The sequence below is a fragment of the Paenibacillus andongensis genome (assembly GCF_025369935.1).
Lineage (GTDB): Bacteria > Bacillota > Bacilli > Paenibacillales > NBRC-103111 > Paenibacillus_E > Paenibacillus_E andongensis.
Genome location: NZ_CP104467.1, coordinates 2,515,627 through 2,530,463 on the forward strand (window position 1 = coordinate 2,515,627; position 14,837 = coordinate 2,530,463).

Sequence of the window (14,837 nt, forward strand, 5' to 3'; positions counted from 1 at the left end):
CTGCTACTCTGTACTTAAGCCAAGTGTGAAAAAGTCTGAAAGGACAGGGATCAGTTCTTATGGTATTTTATCAATTCCGTGTGGATGTACCGGTGGTCATGGATATGACAGGGAAATTTGTATCGCCATCTCCCGAGTGGAAGCATATGAATCGATTACTAATGGATTATGAGTTATTCATTCAAACCCGCGGAACGATGTACATCTCATGCGGCACAGAGCGCTTCGCCCTAAGGGAAGGGGAGTTCCTGATCATGCCTCCCCGTACGAGGCAATATGGCTACCAAGAGTCCGACTGCAGCTTCTATTGGTTACATTTTTCAGTGAACGGGCTTGAAACGATTCATGAAGCGGCGTTCGAGCATGTCTACGAACCGGGAGTTATCGTCCTTCCCCAAACAGGTACGCTGCGCAGTCCCGAAAAGCTCATTGTGATGATGAAGCAATTGCAGGATTCCATTCGCAGCTACAGGGAACAGACCTTAAACAATTACTTGACCACCAGCATTTTGTGCGAGATTTACAACCAGATGTTTTTGGCCCAAAACCAATCTATGAAGCTGCTAAAGCAGCAGCTTTACAATGATATTGTGGACTACATCAAATGGAACCGGCAAGAGAATATAAGAGTTACACAACTTGCTAAACATTTTGGTTATAACGCCAAACATCTTTCCAGCTTATTTTCTTCTATGGCAGGTATTTCCTTAAAGCAATTCATGATGCAAGAAAAGATGGAGGCGGCCAAATTTCTGCTGACGGATACCAATCAAAAGATTAATGAGATTTCTATGCAGCTAGGTTTTCCGGATAGCCATTCATTTACCAAATCATTCAAGAAAATAACTAGCTTGACTCCGACGGATTACCGGAATGTATACGCAAACCGATTGCTATATTATAAATAATAAAAGAACATGTTCACAGTAAAGGGACGGTCAGCCTTTTATCGAGCCGATTAAAACGCCTTTTTCAAAATATTTTTGGATAAAAGGATAGAGGATTAAAATTGGCAGTGTAGATACGATGATAACACCATACTTGATTTGATCGGCATACTTTTGCGCATAGCCCCCCGCATCGCCGCCAACGCCTGCTCCACTGGCAAAAACCTGATTCGATAAAAGAATATCCCTTAATATGATTTGCAGCGGCTGCAGCTCGTTTTTTCTGATATAAATTAAGGCCGTGAAGAAATCATTCCAGTGTGCTACTAAGTAATAAAGGCCGATAACGGATATAAGCGCTTTGGACAAGGGCATAGCCACCTGTATAAAATACTTGAAATGAGAACAACCGTCCATGGCAGCTGCCTCATACAATTCCGATGGCAACGTTTCAAAAAACGTTCGTGCAACAATGAGATTGAACACATTAACGGAAAATGGCAAAATAAAAACCCACATCGTGTTTGTCAAGTGCAGCCCTTTCATTAATAAGTAAGTTGGAATTAATCCTCCATTAAAAAATAACGTAATGACGAAGATCAACATTAATGCACGTCTAGCCTTAAATTCTTTCCTTGATAGCACATAGGCTGCCGGTAAAGTAAACAGCAAATTTACAAAAGTTCCGAGCAGCGTGTATACAAGTGTATTTCGATAACCGACCCAAATTCTGGCGTCTTTAAAAATTTCCTGGTATCCAAAAAAACTGATGCCTTTCGGTATTAATAAAACTTGACCGGTTGAAACAAGGGTGGAGTCACTAATAGATGCAATAATAATAAAAAACAAAGGATATGCAATGATGAGAAAGATCAAAACACACAGCACAAATAGAATAAGGCGGAAGACGATGTCATTGCCGTTTTTGCTTAATAGACCCAAGCCTACTACCTCCTTCACATCCAAATTACCATAGACTCATATTTGAAAATCTCTTCGAGATGGTGTTCACGGCAATCAAGAAAATAAAATTAATGACCGTATTGAACAAACCAATTGCCGACGAGTAACTGAATTGATTAGATACAATACCGATCTTATAAACATAAGTGGCAATAACCTCGGAAACAGGGAGATTTAACGCATTTTGCATTAAAAAGATTTTTTCAAAGCCGGTGCCGAGCACATTCCCCATGCTGAGAATAAACAAAATAATCATCGTAGGCACAATAGCAGGTATATCCACATAGCGTATCGTTTGCCATCTGCTGGCTCCATCCATTTTGGCGGAATCATACAATTGCGGATCGACCGTGGAAAGCGCGGCTAAATAAATAATGCTGTTCCATCCGCAATGCTGCCAAATATCGGAAAGTACATAGACGGGCATGAATGTTTTTACAGAAGCAAGCAAATTGATATCGCCCATTCCAATAGATTTCATCAAGTGTCCAACAATGCCGGTTTCCGGCGATAACAGAACATTTAGCATCCCGACTAGTACGATGGTCGATATAAAGTGGGGTAAATACACGGTCGTTTGTAAGGTTTGCTTTGTTTTTTTATTTCTGATCTGATTCAATATCAACGCCAGAATAATAGGAGCGGGGAACCCGAATACAATCGTCGCCAAACTGATGGTAAACGTATTTTTCATTAAATCGGCAAACAAATAACTGTTTATAAATTGTTTGAAATAGTAGAGTCCGTGCCATGCTCCTCCGGTGATCCCTTTGGAAAAATCATAGTCCCGGAAAGCGAGTTGAATGCCGTACATCGGCACATAATTAAATAGCAATATAACAGCGATTGCCGGAAAAATCATAATCCACAACTGATGGTCGCGTTTGAACGTGCTTACGACAGTCGGTTTTCTAGCTAATCGGATACTGGCCGTATTTTTGCTGATTTCACTTATTTGAGAGTTCATCCAGGCATTCTCCCTTTTAGAAAGATGCTATGCCGTCCGCATAGAAAGCATAGCATCTATCATCATGCATTTTTATTTGTTCTTACTTGTGAAGCTATCGTAGTATTTTTGCATAATCTCGATATTTTGCTGCAAACCGGCTTTTTGGCATTCTTTCACATAAGCATCCCACTGGGCGTCAATGCCGCCTTTCGTGACCCATTGCGCAAATTTGGGATTCGCCAAATTCATAAGATTCGTGTTGTTCAAGCTTAATGTGTTATTGTCCGCAGTCGAATATTTGATAAACAAATTAGGGTAGACGTCGGTCTTCGTACTTACACTCAGAGCGCCCTTCAACGGTTCGGATTGCGTGAGGACCTCGCTCATATCTTTGCCGAGATTCAATTTTAAAGCGTCAGCAATATACATAGGTCCGTTATCCGCCATCGTAGACGTCCATTTCCATGTCCCAGGATCCATTTTGGAATCTGTCGGCGGCAATACGCTGTAACTGTCATCTCCATTATCCTTAATATTCGTTCCTAATGAACCGAACAAGACTTGCATACTGACTTTAGGATCATACAGTTTATTGATGAATTTCATTGCCGCGTCTTTATTCTTCGTTTTCGCCGACATGACGACCATGTTGCTTCCAAAGTTTAGGGAGTTGTAATCATAGCTCCAAGATAGTTTAGAGTTAGAGTCCGCTGAACTCTTTAATGGGGACATCGACGCATATTGCGGCGCCACCTGGTCTCCGAATCTGTCCGATGCGACCCAGCCCCATGTGAAGCCGACTTTCGCCGTATCTCCGGTGCCGCGGGCAATCGACTGGTATTTCGTGTAATCGTGCGTAAATACTTCTGGGTTAATTAATTTGGCAGCGTAACATTTATTCAAAAATACGATTAAATTTTTAAACCGGTCGTCGATCAGGAAGTTTTTCACTTTCCCGTTTTCTACATAATAACCTTGGGGGCTTCCATCGGATAAAGTAATGCCTTCACTTCCCAATAGAACAGCAGGATTGAAATATCCGCCGATACCTCCCGGCCAGTCCATGGGGATCTCATCATTCGGATCGCCGTTGCCGTTCGCATCTTTTTCTTTAAATGCTACAAGTACGTTATATAATTCATCCCACGTTGTCGGCATTTTTAATCCCAGATTGTCCAACCATTTTTTATTGATAAATTGTCTAGTAGCAGAAGCAGGCCAAAAGCGTTGGTATTTGGGCAAGCCGTAAATTTTCCCATCAGGCTGTGTAGCAATGTCTTTTGTTTCGGGTTTAGCTTTGAACATCATTTGAACATTCGGAGCGTCTTTATTGACCAAATCAGAGAAATCTTGGAACAAGCCTTGAAATTGTGCGAAATCGGCGTCTGTTATGACATTAGGACCAACAAATAAATCAGGAACATCTCCGCTGGCAAGCATAGTCCCTTTTTTCTGTCCCCAGTCTGCCGTAATCTCTTGCCATTTGATTTCAACGCCAGCTTCTTCTTCCGCCTTTTTCAGCCATTCCATTTCTGCAAGCGGTTTTGTAAGCGAGTGTTTGACCATAATGCCTGTTAATTGCACTTTCGCACTGCTTTTACCCGCAGTTCCCGAACCAGAGTCGCTAGTTCCTTCAGTTTTGGAGCTGGATTCGCTGCAGCCTGCCATTACTACGGCAGAAACCATTAACAGCGATAGTACAATTGATAATTTTTTACGCATTGCCATCATCACCCCTCAAAAGATTTGGTTATGTACAAGATCCTTGCTGAATGCACCTTAACTTTAATCTGCGTTCGAGGAGGCGTAAACGATCAGTTTTTGATGAATCCCCATTTTTTGAAAACGCTTAACATCGGTATTGGAAAACGCTTGCAGATGCCTCTTACAGCCGGATTTTCAAAAATTGCCTATCTTCAAAAAATGCACATCAGTTGCAACCTTTACGAAAAAAAACGGCTACCACGCTGTCTACAACGGGTAGCTTCCTTTCACTTTGTTTGAATCCCGGAATTGACCAGGGGTAATGCCGACCACTTTTTTAAAGGTTCGAATAAAACTCGACGTATTCGAATAGCCGACTTGCTGCGCGATCAATTCCAGCGTTTCATCTGATCTTCGAAGTAATACAATGGATTTTTGAATACGAAGCTGATCCATATATTCCTTGAAATTTTGTCCCATCGTTTTCTTGAAATGATAGCTGAAGCCCGAAATCGACATACTAAAATGATCGGCTATTAGCTGCAGCGAAAATTCAGGATCCATGCCATTTCCTTCAATGAATGCAAGGATGTCATTCTGTGATGCTGATCTGGAAGATGGCTGGGAGCTGCGGATGAGATCACACAGCTTACAGCAGCTTTCACGCATGATATCGATCATCTGCTCGATCGTGTATCGATGGAGGGAAGAGACGCTGGTCAATTGCAGCAAGTTTTGGTCGCCCTGCCGGAAACGCTGCAATCCGTTGAATATGACGATGACCGTGTTTAAATAAACGGCTCTGACCGTATGCGGAGGTGTACCGTCGTGTCCGATATATGCGATGATGCGCTCCATGACTAATTCGACTGCGGAGACGTCGTTTTTTAAAATGAGCAGCTCAAGGGATTGCAGTTGTTCCGCAAAATAGGAAACTGCGCTGGTTTGCTGGAACTCGATTTCGTTGAACACAAGAACCGAGTATTGATTTCGTACCCGTAGATGTTCGGCAGCGCGAATGGCCTGCAAATAAGATTGGTGAGCACCTTCCGGGGATTGTCCCGATGCGCCAATTCCGATTAGTGTACGTATACGGGTCCGTTCGAGCAGCATCTCCTGAAGACCGCAGAGATACGCCTTCAATTGAAAGCTCGGGTCGAGAGAACAAACAAAGACGATCTCTTGATAATAAATGCTATTGAAGAAGTACCCTTGAAGTCCTTCAGGTAATCTGTTCTCCTCCAACCGGCAATATTCTGCAACCGCTTCGATGCCGCCATCTTTTGTTTCACAAGTAAGGACAGCAACCGCAATATGAGAATAGTTGAAGAATACTCCGTACGGAGTGGCTTCCTCTTGAAACGCATCCCATGAAGGATAGCGGTCGCATATCAGCTCAAATAACAGATTATCACGCATGACCGGCAGCGTGCTTCTCACTTTCTCGTCCAGCCTGCTATTGGCGGATGAAAGTTGATCCAGCGCATACCGTATCGTATCGAATTCGTTCATCGTTTGCGGTTCTCTTAGCGTAAACATGTTTTTGGCAAAATGAACCAAACCTTTGATCGGATGATAATTTTTACGGATGGACACATAGATGACGATCACTTCGAGCAATAAAATGAGAATAAAAAGAACGATGGTATTACGCTGGATCAATCGGATTTCTTGCAATGTTTCAGATACAGCCATCAAAGTGACATATTTCCAGCCGTTTTTATCTGATACTTCATGTGAAACGATAAAAGATTTGCCATTGATCTGATAAATACCAGATCCTGACCGACGTTCGCCTAAGCCAGACACCAGATCTTTGAATTCACTCGAATTGGTGTAAGAGGTCTCATTTGAAGCGACCAACCGGTTTCCCTTTTGATCAAATATAAAGAAATCACCATTATAAGCTTCGGATACCGACTTCATCAGCCGGATAATTGTTTCCTCTCTCACCATAATGAGCACCGTACCGGGAGATTTGAGGCCGCCTAACGGCAACGGTGATAAGAAAGTCAGCATTCGCGTCCGGTTATTGCCGGATTCGATGACGCTTTCCGCAGGTCGGACTGTTGGTGTAGTTATGTTGTTCAATTCCTCGAGCATGGCTTTATATGGCCAGTTTTCGTAATAATACCCGACGCCAGGATGCTCGAAATCGTGAATGCTGTAGGCACTTCCTGTCTTGGCAAACAGAAAGCCGATGCTTTTGACATACAAAAAGGTGTTGTCGATGAAGGCATCCGTCGCATTGTATTTCCGCATTTCGTTTGCAATGATGACTCTTTGGTAATCGTCATCTCCAGCCAAGTACAACTTGATCTCCTGGTTGTTCACAAGCTCTGACGGAAGGTTGTACACATAACGTGTGAAAATATCCATCGAGTTCATGAACTGTTCGGTGACATGAGCGTTCCAGTCCTTTTCTTTTTGTTTCACAACGTCCGTCGAATACGGGTAATAGTAGAATAGAATAACAATGACGGGAAACAGCAGCACCAAAATATAGGAAATCAACAATTTGGCCAACAGGTTGAACCTGTTTTTTTTCATAAGTGTCCCCCTTCTGAAATACACATCAAATTGAAGTAAGCGATTACAAGATGAGATAAATCAACGGCGAAGAAATCACCGACTTTCTTTAGGCTTTAATATCCTTTGTTTTGAATTATAATAAAAAATGGAAATATGTAAAATAAAATTATCCAATATATTGGAGGTAACCTATGTTCAGCGTTAAACCCATCGCATATATCAGAAACAGTAGAGAAGCAATTGAAGATGATTATTGGGGCAATATTGTATCCACCATTGAACTCACAAGTGAATTTAGCGAAGAAAGCGTACAGGGTATTGAGGATTTCTCCCATCTAGAAGTCATTTTCTACTTTAACCAAGTGAAAGATGAACATATTCAATTCGAAGCCAGACACCCTCGTAATAATAAAGAGTACCCAAAGGTAGGGATTTTTGCACAGCGGGGTAAAAATAGGCCAAACAAACTGGGGCTAACTACAGTAGAGGTTTTGAAGCGCGAGGGAAAAACAATTTACATAAAAGGTCTTGATGCAATAAACGGAACACCAGTGTTGGACTTGAAGCCTGTAATGAAGGAATTTGCCCCGAAAGGTGAGATTAAGCAGCCATACTGGGTATCAGACCTTATGAAAGAATACTGGGAATAATCTTAGATTTAAGTAACTCATCATCATCTTTTTTATCTTATTAATACATAAAGATCGTTTTATTACTTAAATTATATTTTGTTATATAATAAGTGGACAAAAGATGGGATTATTCGTTAATATATTGTAAAAAACATTTGCAAGTTTGAAAATTCAGTTAGTGAATGGGGGGATTATGTATGTTGGAATTAACAATTAATGAACCAGATCAATTAGTCGCTGTTGCTCATGCACTTTCTTCTCACACCAGAATCAATATCATCAAGCTACTCTTACAACATCATAATCTGAATATCATTGAAATTGCCGAGATGCTTAATATTCCAGTTTCGACTACTGCGATTAATGTTAAGGTATTGGAGGAATCAGGGCTCATCTTAACGGAATTACAGCCTGCAACTCGAGGGGCAATGAAGGTTTGCAGCCGTAACTTCGATGACGTGCACATGAGTTTGAACCCAATTGCCATGTATAAAAATCCAAACGATTTGTATGAGATCGAGATGCCTATCGGTCATTTTATTAACTTTGAAGTAGCTCCAACCTGCGGTATGGCTAATTTAAATGGAATGATCATTCCGGAAGATGATCCGGTTAGCTTTTATCACCCTGAAAGTAAAACAGCTGAAATCATATGGTTGCGGCAGGGATGGGTCGAATACCGGTTTCCGAAAGTGATTCCACAGCATGCAACGATCAAATCCATCGAGTTTTCGTTGGAAATTTGTTCGGAAGCGCCTAACTATAACAATGAGTGGCCTTCAGACATTACCGTATGGGTCAATGGCATAGAGATAGGAACCTGGACTTCACCGGGCGATTTCGGTGATCATAGAGGGAAGCTTAACCCTTCGTGGTGGAACGACAGCAGTACGCAATACGGTATTCTGAAAACATGGAGAGTGGATGAGAAGCGGAGTTCCATCGATAATGAAAAAACATCCTCTGTCTCGATTACGGATCTTCATCTTGAGGAATATCCGTTCATTGGATTCAAAATTGGGATTAAACCAGATGCTTTGCACCGTGGAGGTATCAACTTATTTGGTCGCGGCTTCGGCGATTATGCCCAAGCAATTGTGATGAAAATTCAATATGTGTAAAAATCTAGAACAGGCAATACGATAAAGCTCTATTGTTACATATTAATTGTAACAATAGAGCTTTATCGCTATATTTTGTTAAAATAAACATAATTATTGAATGAAACCGTTGACAAAAGTGTGATATCCAAGTAATGTGTGAATATAAACATTTAAATTGTAATAAAACAAATTAAATGTTTATTAAATTAAAAAAGGAAGGATTATGGTTTTTGCAAACGCTTCACAATTAATACTAATAACTTTTCAAATCTATGCCTTATTACACCAAAATCTTAATTGGGGGAGTTTACATGCACGTATTGAATAGTAAAACGGTTAAGCTTGCTTTGCCTTTCATGCTGAGTTTCGCCATGGTTGTAACGGGATGTTCAAAAAGCACAACGCAAACGACGGACAAACCCACTACGTCTAGCCAAGCAACACCTGCAGCAGCAACAGCCAAACCAGCAGAGAATTCCGAGATTTCCTTTATGGGTTGGGGTGGAGATACAGAAAAGGCTGTATTTCAAAAGCTAACAGATTCCTATATGCAGAAGTATCCTACAAAGAAAGTGAAATATACGATTGTACCCCCTGCTGAGTATTCCCAAAAGTTAGAAACGCTAGTTGCTTCAGGTAAAGCGCCGGATGTTTTCTATGCGAGCGAGCCTCTGTTTCAAAAGCTTGCCGGCAGCGGAACTCTACTAAAGATGGATGATCTAATCAAAACGTCAACATCTTTTGATGAGAGTAATGTGTGGAAGAAAGGTTTAGACCGTTATCGCTTTGATGGTAAAGTTTTAGGAAAAGGAAGCTTGTACGGTTTACCTAAAGATGTAGGCCCTTGGGCATTCGCTTATAACAAAGATCTGTTTGATAAAGCGGGAGTAAAATATCCGAGCGCAAAAGCTGGCGAATGGACTTGGAATGATATGATTGAAGCTGCCCAAAAGATCACGACAAAAGGGGCAAATGGGAAAATCGATGTCTTTGGTGTAGCGGGCTACTCATTGGAGTCAGCCGTATGGGCTAATGGTGGAGACTATATTGATTACAATACAGGAACCATCAAAATTGACGAGCCTGCTTTCACAGAAGCCTTGCAATTCGTAGCTGATTTAAGATTGAAATATCAAGTTAGTCCTTCGCCAACCGATGAGAAAGCGCAAGGCAGCTATGCCCGCTTTGTTGCAGGCAAAATAGGTATGTTCCCAATGGGGCCGTGGGATCAGCCTGGTTTCTGGAAGCTGCCTTTTGGATGGGATATTGCAGCCTGGCCGGCAAGCCCGAAAACAGGAAAGACGGCAACTTGGTTAGGCTCTGCAGGTTTCGTGATTTCCAGCAAAACTAAATTTCCGGAAGATGCCTTTAACTTGGCTTCTTATTTGAGTCTAGATCGTGACTCTCAGAAAGAAAACTACCAGTTAGGTCAAGCGGTTCCGAATCTGGTCGATATGGCGAAAGGCGAGTTCTTAAAAATGGATAAGGCTCCGGCAAATCGCCAAGTATTCCTGGACATCATACAAGATTACGGTCATCCGCCGATTGCTGCAGGATCCGTAGATACGAAATGGCTCGACACCTTTAACCAAGAAGTAAGCCGCGTATGGGAAGGGAAACAAACGGCTGAGGCTTGGGCTAAAGAAATGAAACCTAAGCTTCAAGAGCTCTACGATAAAGGAAACAAGAAATAATAAATAAGGATACAGAAGGACGAAAATAGAGGCCGATGGCTTCCAGTTTCGTCCTTCGTCCTAAAACAGGTGGGATGAGTATGATAACGGCACGGAAAATACCAGGTTTTAGACGGCGTGAAATCATATGGTCGTACTTATTTATAGCAATTCCCGTTCTCGGGTTTCTCATTTTCGGGCTTGCGCCAATCGTGTCATCGTTTGTATTAAGCTTTATGGATTGGGACATGGTCTCGCCTGCCAAATGGAATGGTGCCCAAAATTATAAAGAAATGCTATTGGACGAAAAGTTCTATAAATCATTATATAACACTTTATATTTACTGATTGGTATACCCATTGGTATGTTCTTTTCCCTTCTGTTTGCTCTTCTGATGAATCGAAAGCTAAAAGGAATTTCTTTCCTTAGAACCATTTACTATATTCCGGTCATCTCACCTATCATTGCTGTTGCCTTGTTATGGCAATGGCTCTTGAATAATGATTATGGGCTGATCAATGATTGGATTTATGCAATCTTCGGTATCCAGGGACCCAACTGGTTAGGTGATCCGCATTGGATAAAGCCTTCTTTCATTCTTATGGGCTTATGGGGAGGCATTGGCGGAACTATGGTTCTATATTTGGCGGGGCTGCAGGGGATTGCTTCTGATTATTATGAAGCGGCAACCGTTGATGGTGCGAGCCGTTGGCATCTTTTTCGCCATATTACGTTTCCGTTGCTTTCCCCCATTCATTTTTTTGTTATTGTCATGGGAATTATCCATACATTCCAATCGTTTAGTCAAATGTACATTATGGCCGCAGATGGGGGACCGGAGTACAGCGGAGCAACCATTGTCTTCTATATTTTTAATGAAGCTTTTAAGTATTTCAACATGGGGTACGCCAGTGCGGTTGCATGGGTGTTAGGTATCATCATCTTTATCATCACACTCATTCAATTTAAATTATCCAATCGTTGGGTATATAACGACTAAGGGAAGGAAGGGTTGCTCGATGAATAGAAGTGAGCGGTCTATGAATATAACGGCCTACGTTATTTTGATTCTCGGTTCTTTTATTATGTTAGCTCCGTTTGTATGGACGGTTTCGACCGCATTTAAAACGCAAGAGCATGTGTTTGATCTCCCGCCGAAATGGATACCGAACCCATTTACATGGAATAACTTTACGGAGGTTTGGAATAAAGCCCCGTTGTTAACCGGCTTTATGAATAGTCTCATTATTGTGGTGTGTGTTTTGAGCGTGGGATTGTTTGTTTCCGCGATGGCTGCTTATGCGTTTTCCAAATTTAATTTTCCGTTTAAAGAGACTATTTTTCTTTGTTTACTCGCAACGATGATGATTCCATATTCCGTGGTGATGATTCCTCAATTTATCGGGTTTTCTTATTTGAATTGGGTAGATACGCTGCTTCCTCTTATTGTGCCCGGCTTATTCGGTAACATCGTCACGATCTTCTTCTTCAAACAATTTATGCAAGGGGGCATTCCTTCGGATTTAATTGATGCATCCAAAATCGACGGTGCGAACTATTTCCGAACGTTTGTCACTGTAGCGCTGCCCATCGTTAAGCCTGCAATTGCCGCACAAGCTGCACTTGGATTTATGGGGATATGGAACGATTTTCTTGGACCCGTGATCTATTTGCATTCGACTGAAAAACAAACGATTCAAGTGATTATTGCAAGTTTGCAATCTAACTATATATCGCAAGCCAATTATCCTAATATGATGGCAGCTTCATTGATCGCTCTATTGCCGGTTGTTATTGTGTTTTTCTTCTGCCAGCGGTACTTTATTGAATCCTTAAGTATCAGCGGTTTAAAATGATCAATCGCAGGATACGGACGAAAAGAATGGTTATGGGGCTAGGTGTATTCCTATTAGCCATCGTGATTACAATTTCATTTAGCGGGAAAGGAAGAGATCCTATGTTGAATTCCACGCTTGGGGAATCGTATCAGAATTCATTGGCGCTTGAGCAGGAATGGCCTGATTACGGGATAGGCGATCCCTATGTCATGCGGTATAACGGAATCTATTATTTGTATTGCAGTACGAAGGATTTTCGTGTGGGTATTAAAGCTTGGAGCTCGAGCGATTTGATTCATTGGAAATATGAAGGGCTTGTTACGGAAGAACCCCTTACTGAAGGGGCTTACGCACCGGAAGTCGTTTATTGGAATGGGTATTTCTATATGTATACTTCGCCTGCCGGGAAAGGCCATTATGTGCTACGCAGCGAGAGCCCTAAAGGACCGTTCACGATTCAAACTGATAATTTGGGCTTATCCATTGATGGCTCTGTATTTATCGATGATGACGGCAAATGGTATTTTACGCATGCGAGTGCTAAAGGTATTATTGGACACGAAATGTCAGATCCTTACACGATGACTGAGGGGAATACGCTTAATGCTTTTTTGGGCCATTGGACAGAAGGTTCTATGATTATTAAGCGCGACGGCAAGTATTTCATGACTTATACAGGAAATCACGTGTTCAGTAAAGGATATCGGATTAATTACGCTGTTTCGACGGACTCGCCTATCGGAACCTATAAAGTGCCGGAAAATAACCCGATCGTAATCAACACGAGTAAAGAATTTAATGGGCTGGGCCACAGTTCCAGTGTGATAGGTCCCAACCTCGATTCTTATTATATGTTTTATCATAATTTAATCGGCCATTCGGCGGAAGGGCCACCGGTTCGCATGCTAAACATGGACCGAATGGTTTTTAACGGCGAGAAAATGGTTGTTCTCGGCGATGGCACTCATTTTCCTCAACCGGTTCCAAGATTGCCGGATTTCTATGATGGCGTCCATCAACCGCTGGAACAGGAGCATTGGGATATTCGCGCCAAAGCAGATGAAACGACTTGGTTGAGCAACAAAGCTACCGATAAGAATCGGTTTACAGCGGAATTTAATTTTCGCTTGAACATGGAGAATACACGGAAGGGGGAGACTTCTTTCGAGACCGTCTTTTCCTATACGGATGATAATAATTTTAACTCTGTTCGTGTAGATCCCGCGCTGCGAAGTATAGCCCTGTTCGAAATGAAGGACGGGAAGAGGAAGCAGCTTGCAACCGCGGAGCTTCCCCAATCGATGGACTTTACTAAAGTGCATACCATTCGAGTTGAAAATGATACCCGAAGCACGAAGGTCTATTTTGATCAAATGAATAAGCTGACGGTTACAGACATCACTGCGAAATCGGGGAAAATTGGGTATACCTATCGAAATGTTAAGCCGACTTTGGAATTCACGGCATTTTCTAACGAAGCCGACGGCAGCAGTGACTTTGAGACGGCTAAACCGGTTCCCGGAAGTATCGAGGCGGTTCATTATTTGGAAGAAAAAGATAAAGGGTTTCATGTTGGGCATCCCGTAAAAGGGTCTGTTATGCGTGAAGACGACGGTGTTCCGATTCAAGCGAGCGAAGATGGCAGTAATGCCGTTGCAATGTCGGGAAAAGGGGACTGGCTAGCCTATAGGATTAATGTGGAGTCAGACGGAACCTATGGTTTCGATGCCATGATGCAGGAAGACGGAGACGGAAATGTCGTGGAACTGCAGGTTGATGGGAAAACTCAACGATTCGAACTAGGCAATGTGAGGCAGAGCGAAGGAAACCTGTGGGTTAAAAAGCACATAGGAAATATGAAGCTTACGCAAGGCGAGCATATTTTGACAGTAAAACTTGTCAAAGGAAAATTGAATTACCGTTTCTTGAATATATACAAAATCGCAGAACTACCAGCCGAAAAGCTCTCACATATTTTTGATCAAATAGTACCTGAAGATATGTATGGCGATTGGATAAAGAATGAAGACGGGTATACCGTACAGAAAGAGGGCTCGGATGCGAAAATGTATGCGGGCAATGATGAATGGACGGACTACCGGGTGGAAGTTGATTTGAAATCCACAGCGGATTCAATTGAAGAGGCTGGACTTTTGTTTCGAGTCACGAACGAATCGGAGTTCCCCGCGCAAGTGAGGGATTCTTTCATGGGCTACCAATTGACCATCCGCAACGGACGTATGATTCTGAAGAAAATGAATTACGAACAGAATGAAGTAGCCTCAGCTCCGCTCAGTTTTGCCACAGGTTCGATCATACATATCGCTGTAGATGTCAACGGACCAACTATGAAGGTATTTGTAAACGGTTTGACGCAACCCGTCTTGGAATGGACAGATACGAATGCATGGATGCATGGAAAAGTAGGGATTCGTTCTACTTCTCCGACATGGGAGTTTGCCAATTTGTCATTAGTAAGGAGGTGATCTCATCGTTCAATTGCTTTAAATTACTTCTAGGTACGGCACAAGCACGCAATGAAAAAAGCGATTCGA

11 protein-coding genes are annotated in these 14,837 nt (G+C 42.1%); 7 read left to right on the forward strand and 4 right to left on the reverse strand.

Annotated elements, in window-relative coordinates:
• Positions 1 to 59 precede the first annotated feature (59 nt).
• The gene (locus NYR53_RS11295; RefSeq protein WP_261305248.1) at positions 60 to 908 is read left to right on the forward strand and encodes a helix-turn-helix transcriptional regulator; all 849 of its coding nucleotides are present in this window, start codon (positions 60 to 62) and stop codon (positions 906 to 908) included.
• A gap of 30 nt (positions 909 to 938) precedes the next feature.
• Here the strand turns inward: NYR53_RS11295 and NYR53_RS11300 are convergent, their stop codons facing one another.
• From NYR53_RS11300 to NYR53_RS11315, 4 genes are all read right to left on the reverse strand, one after another.
• On the reverse strand, positions 939 to 1,829 hold the full coding sequence (locus NYR53_RS11300) for a carbohydrate ABC transporter permease (RefSeq protein WP_261305249.1): 891 nt from the start codon (positions 1,827 to 1,829) through the stop codon (positions 939 to 941).
• Between the two features lie 25 nt (positions 1,830 to 1,854).
• Positions 1,855 to 2,712, reverse strand: coding sequence for an ABC transporter permease (locus NYR53_RS11305; RefSeq protein WP_261306334.1), 858 nt, complete (start codon positions 2,710 to 2,712; stop codon positions 1,855 to 1,857).
• Between the two features lie 177 nt (positions 2,713 to 2,889).
• Positions 2,890 to 4,521, reverse strand: coding sequence for an extracellular solute-binding protein (locus tag NYR53_RS11310; protein ID WP_261305250.1), 1,632 nt, complete (start codon positions 4,519 to 4,521; stop codon positions 2,890 to 2,892).
• Positions 4,522 to 4,770: 249 nt separating this feature from the next.
• Entirely contained in the window at positions 4,771 to 7,053 is a 2,283-nt protein-coding gene (locus NYR53_RS11315; protein ID WP_261305251.1) for a helix-turn-helix domain-containing protein, read from the reverse strand.
• 173 nt (positions 7,054 to 7,226) lie between these two features.
• Here NYR53_RS11315 and tsaA point away from each other — a divergent pair, with 173 nt between their 5' ends.
• From tsaA to NYR53_RS11345, 6 genes are all read left to right on the forward strand, one after another.
• Positions 7,227 to 7,685 (forward strand): tRNA (N6-threonylcarbamoyladenosine(37)-N6)-methyltransferase TrmO, encoded by a 459-nt coding sequence (gene tsaA, locus NYR53_RS11320; RefSeq protein WP_261305252.1) that lies wholly within the window; start codon positions 7,227 to 7,229, stop codon positions 7,683 to 7,685.
• Positions 7,686 to 7,864: 179 nt separating this feature from the next.
• Entirely contained in the window at positions 7,865 to 8,788 is a 924-nt protein-coding gene (locus tag NYR53_RS11325) for an ArsR/SmtB family transcription factor (RefSeq protein ID WP_261305253.1), read from the forward strand.
• Positions 8,789 to 9,081: 293 nt separating this feature from the next.
• Positions 9,082 to 10,464 (forward strand): ABC transporter substrate-binding protein, encoded by a 1,383-nt coding sequence (locus NYR53_RS11330; RefSeq protein WP_261305254.1) that lies wholly within the window; start codon positions 9,082 to 9,084, stop codon positions 10,462 to 10,464.
• An 80-nt stretch (positions 10,465 to 10,544) separates the two neighbouring features.
• The gene (locus NYR53_RS11335) at positions 10,545 to 11,444 is read left to right on the forward strand and encodes a carbohydrate ABC transporter permease (protein WP_261305255.1); all 900 of its coding nucleotides are present in this window, start codon (positions 10,545 to 10,547) and stop codon (positions 11,442 to 11,444) included.
• A gap of 19 nt (positions 11,445 to 11,463) precedes the next feature.
• On the forward strand, positions 11,464 to 12,300 hold the full coding sequence (locus NYR53_RS11340) for a carbohydrate ABC transporter permease (protein ID WP_261305256.1): 837 nt from the start codon (positions 11,464 to 11,466) through the stop codon (positions 12,298 to 12,300).
• A gap of 101 nt (positions 12,301 to 12,401) precedes the next feature.
• Complete coding sequence (locus NYR53_RS11345) at positions 12,402 to 14,768, forward strand: family 43 glycosylhydrolase (protein WP_261305257.1); 2,367 nt, start codon at positions 12,402 to 12,404, stop codon at positions 14,766 to 14,768.
• Positions 14,769 to 14,837 lie beyond the last annotated feature (69 nt).

Bases quoted from the DNA above. Each gene is read 5' to 3' on its own strand.
- NYR53_RS11330 (WP_261305254.1), top strand. From the start codon at position 9,082: ATGCACGTATTGAATAGTAAAACGGTTAAGCTTGCTTTGCCTTTCATG.
- NYR53_RS11305 (WP_261306334.1), bottom strand. From the start codon at position 2,712: ATGATTTTTCCGGCAATCGCTGTTATATTGCTATTTAATTATGTGCCG.
- NYR53_RS11335 (WP_261305255.1), top strand. From the start codon at position 10,545: ATGATAACGGCACGGAAAATACCAGGTTTTAGACGGCGTGAAATCATA.
- tsaA (WP_261305252.1), top strand. From the start codon at position 7,227: ATGTTCAGCGTTAAACCCATCGCATATATCAGAAACAGTAGAGAAGCA.
- NYR53_RS11345 (WP_261305257.1), top strand. From the start codon at position 12,402: ATGTTGAATTCCACGCTTGGGGAATCGTATCAGAATTCATTGGCGCTT.
- NYR53_RS11325 (WP_261305253.1), top strand. From the start codon at position 7,865: ATGTTGGAATTAACAATTAATGAACCAGATCAATTAGTCGCTGTTGCT.
- NYR53_RS11340 (WP_261305256.1), top strand. From the start codon at position 11,464: ATGAATAGAAGTGAGCGGTCTATGAATATAACGGCCTACGTTATTTTG.
- NYR53_RS11310 (WP_261305250.1), bottom strand. From the start codon at position 4,521: ATGCGTAAAAAATTATCAATTGTACTATCGCTGTTAATGGTTTCTGCC.
- NYR53_RS11295 (WP_261305248.1), top strand. From the start codon at position 60: ATGGTATTTTATCAATTCCGTGTGGATGTACCGGTGGTCATGGATATG.
- NYR53_RS11315 (WP_261305251.1), bottom strand. From the start codon at position 7,053: ATGAAAAAAAACAGGTTCAACCTGTTGGCCAAATTGTTGATTTCCTAT.